The sequence below is a fragment of the Thioalkalivibrio sp. genome (assembly GCF_007692535.1).
GTDB lineage: Bacteria > Pseudomonadota > Gammaproteobacteria > Ectothiorhodospirales > Ectothiorhodospiraceae > Thioalkalivibrio.
The window spans coordinates 1-3,565 of the sequence record NZ_REBW01000024.1 but is presented as its reverse complement, the minus strand read 5'-3'; the positions used below and the strand labels follow the sequence as shown (position 1 = coordinate 3,565).

Annotated in this window: 1 protein-coding gene, 1 tRNA gene and 2 pseudogenes; 1 reads left to right on the top strand and 3 read right to left on the bottom strand. The window is 63.5% G+C overall.

Translation table 11 applies throughout. The features are described from left to right. Positions 1 to 89: 89 nt before the first annotated feature. A pseudogene (locus EA346_RS00375) lies at positions 90 to 317 on the bottom strand (c-type cytochrome); the annotation flags it as partial. An 81-nt stretch (positions 318 to 398) separates the two neighbouring features. Beyond that, positions 399 to 1,199 (bottom strand): annotated as a pseudogene (locus tag EA346_RS00370) (c-type cytochrome); the annotation flags it as partial. A gap of 194 nt (positions 1,200 to 1,393) precedes the next feature. Between EA346_RS00370 and EA346_RS00365 the strand changes: the two are divergent. Further along, positions 1,394 to 1,470 (top strand) — tRNA-Arg (locus tag EA346_RS00365). Between the two features lie 414 nt (positions 1,471 to 1,884). On the opposite strand, the gene EA346_RS00360 is transcribed toward EA346_RS00365, so the two are convergent. Beyond that, positions 1,885 to 3,387, bottom strand: a complete 1,503-nt coding sequence (locus tag EA346_RS00360; protein WP_296754213.1) for a Fic family protein — start codon at positions 3,385 to 3,387, stop codon at positions 1,885 to 1,887. Between the last annotated feature and the right edge of the window lie 178 nt (positions 3,388 to 3,565).

Here is a 3,565-nt window from a genome sequence, read left to right as displayed (position 1 = left end):
CCTGTGGTGGTCGATTCTGGCGGCACTTCCGTGTGCCGCAGGGATACGCTGGATCCAGGCTGTCCGGGGTGACGACCAGCAATCCGGAGCTACGGCAGGGAGGCGATATACGCTGCCAGATCGGCGATGGCCTCATCGGACAGGTCGGTCGCATGCGGCATCATCAGAGCCGAGTTGGGGCCCACCTCTTCCCCGGCGCGATACTGTTCCAAGCGTCCGGCGATGTAGTCCGCATCCTGCCCCGCAACCTTCGGGAAGATGCCCATGCCCTGACCCTCGGCGCCGTGGCAGCTCACGCAGGTTGCGAAACGCTCCTGGCCGGCCGCGGCATCACCGGCGGCCACATCGGCCTCGGCTGCGGGCTCCTCTTCCGGCACCGCCTCCTCGGGCGCACCCAGCGTGGCTACGTACGCCGCCAGATCGGCGATGGCCTCGTCGGACAGGCCGGAGGCGTGCGGAATCATCAGCGCCGTGTTGGGACCCACCTGCTCGCCGGCGCGATACTGTTCCAAGCGTCCGGCGATGTAGTCCGCATCCTGCCCCGCAACCTTCGGGAAGATGCCCATGCCCTCGCCCTCGGCGCCGTGGCAGCTTGCGCAGGTTGCGAAACGCTCCTGGCCGGCCTCGGGATCGCCCGCCACCGCTGGGTCCGCCACTTCCTCGACCGCTGGCTCCTCGGCCGCGACCGCTTCGACCGCTGCGTCTTCTTCGACGCTCACGCCGGCCTGCTCCAGCATGTAGGCGACGCTACTGGCGACTTCCTCGTCGCTCAGGTTGGGATCGCCGCCCCGCGCTGGCATCGCCTGGAAACCGTTGATCGAATGCGACACCAGGGTATCGAGGCCCTTTTCATCGAGCCGACGCGCCCACTCGTCGCCATCGTCGGCCCGCGGGGCCCCGGCGACACCGGCGTCGTGGCACGCAGCGCACACGGACGTGTACACCTCGCTCGCAGGCCTCGGCTCGGCCGGAGGGGCGTCCCGATCGACGGCCGCGACTTCGACCCGACCGACCGGCGCGATGCGCTGGTCCACCGTCTCGGTAACCGCCGGTGCGGGGTCGCGCTCACCGAGCGCAAGCTGCCCCACGAAACCCGCAAGGTGGTACACCAGAAAGGCAACCACCGCCACCAGCACCAGCACGGAGACGACCATCAGGAACTTGTTGCCCGCATCCATCTTGATTTCTTGATCAGCCACTTTCTTCCTCCGCAAATCTGGCCGGCTGCGGCCCTCGGCATCGTCAGGGGGATCGCGTGCGGCGCGAACCGGTCGCCGAGTATAGGCTATCGCCCCCTGCGCAAGCCATAACCGCGCCCCCAGCCCGGAGAGCATCCCCGCAGCATGGCGACTGGACGCCCCCGATGCCGACTCGTATCATGGCAGGCTGCAATGCGCCCGTAGCTCAGCTGGATAGAGCGCTGCCCTCCGGAGGCAGAGGCCAGGGGTTCGAATCCCTTCGGGCGCGCCACCTTCCCCACCACCCCGGGGTCGGACCAAGCCAACCCACTGAAAAATCAAAAAATGATGGCGATTTTCGCAAGAAATTTCGCCTTAAACGCCCATTTTTTGCCCCGAAAACGGGCCCCTAAGAGCGGGAGCGCTGCCAGACCGGCGCGCGCAACCTGCAGGCCAGCCTCCGACGGACATCCGGCCCTTACACGCCCATTTTTCGGCAGGAAAAGGGGCCTCTAACGCCGTTTCAGGGCAGAAATATCGGTGTATTTCTATCCCAATCAACACGTTACCTTGGTCCGACCCCGGTGGCTCCCGTCCTCGGGCAGACAGAGGGCGCAAGCACTGCCGTGATGAACCCAACGGCTGCAACATAACCGTTGCCAAAACCACAAAACCGATACATGATCGATTTTCGGAAACAAAACGGTTACATCTTCGCGGCGCTGAACGCCTTCTGGTAGGCCTCCTCGATCCGCGTGAGCTCATCATCATGGAGCTCCCCGAACAGGGCCCTCTTTCTCCTCGACAAGCGCCCACCATTCTGGTGGAGAAGCCGTAACAATCGATCCAAGTGCCGATCCGGCATGTCCACGATGTCGCGAACCGCCTCGCGTGCGGAATCAAAGCCCCGCAGGAATCTGAGTTCCTCGGCAACGTCCTCGCGCACTGTGATCGCAACGGTCTCTGCCAGGTATTCGGCCTGGGCGGTCAAGTCCGGATAACGATAGTAGCTTTCGACTTGGTCGGGGTTGAGCAGATGCAAGCATCCCTCGTCGTCCAGCTCGTACTCCACCATGGATTCCATTAAAGGCCGCGAAAACCGTTCCAGCGCACCATCGTAGTCGGCCATACGCCGCAGCATCGTGGCGGACACCGGCAACATGAGCTGCCCGCCCTCAAAAGCATCGCGATGCAGGAAATCGTGAACCAGGAATCGGTGCAGGCGTCCGTTGCCATCCTCGAACGGGTGGATGTAGATAAAGCCGAATGCCACGGCGGCGGCGCGGACCAAAGGCGAAAGACCCGCGCTGCGAGCAGCCACGGTCGCCAGCCCTGCCATCATGGGGGGTACCCATTCCGGCGCGGGGCAGACATAGTGAACGCGTTGGGTGAAATCGGGCCGCTGCTCCCCAACATAGTTTTGGCTGGTGCGAAAGCCCGCCACTGCATAACGCGGATCGACCACCAGGTTCTGTCGTTGGGTCAACGCAGCCTCGTCCAGGAGATTCGCCAGCGGTATGCCCCCGGCCTCGCGCAGCAGCGCCAAGAAGCGCTCGCGTCGACTCGGTGCCGGTTCGGCCTCGTGCTCGATACGGAAGGTGGAACGCGTTTCTTTCAGATAAAGGTAGTCGTTGGCGCGGCCGAACAGCTCGGCCGGAAATTCCGCGACCAACTCGGAGATCTCGTCCCACAAGGGCTCCGCCAGGGCGCGATCCAGCCTCTCGGTGCGCCGAATCACGGGGCAGAAACGACCGTCGCCCAGCAGGTTGTCCCGTACTCGCCAGCGACGATTCAAGGCCGGCTCCGGGGCGACCACGTAATGCGCAGGGTTCAGGGCCTCCACATAGTTGCCCCCGACCTTGAGTGACGGATCGACGGCGTGACCCGTCAGCCGCTCGAAGTAGAAGCCCATCAGGCGCCGGTACCGCCCTGTGGGCTTGGCCGCCACGGCCTGCTCTATGCGCCCAACGCCACAGTTGCGGAACAGATCGGCCAGGACTGCCAGGTTCACGCCCTCGTGCTTCAACGCAAACTCGAGCTGCCCCGGAAGATCGTCACTGGGTAGGTAATGCGCCGGATACTCACGCTGTACAGCCCCGTCTTCCAGCCAAGTTTCGCGCAGACGCGAACCCAACCTTGAGGACACAGGTAATGGCCGTGACGGCAGCCCGAACGCCTGCATCAACCACCGATAGCCCAGCAAACTCATGGTTAGCACCATTTTCGATATGCGGGGCCCACAGTGCTCCAGAAACGAGTCATCTGCAATATTTTTGATTCATGGCTGCATATCGACAACAAAACGATTACAGGTGGCCCGCTGATACAGGGCCCACCCCGGGGTCGGACCAAGCCAACCCACTGAAAAATCAAAAAATGATGGCGAT

Coding starts and splice junctions, on each gene's coding strand:
- EA346_RS00360 (WP_296754213.1), bottom strand. CDS start 3,387: ATGAGTTTGCTGGGCTATCGGTGGTTGATGCAGGCGTTCGGGCTGCCG.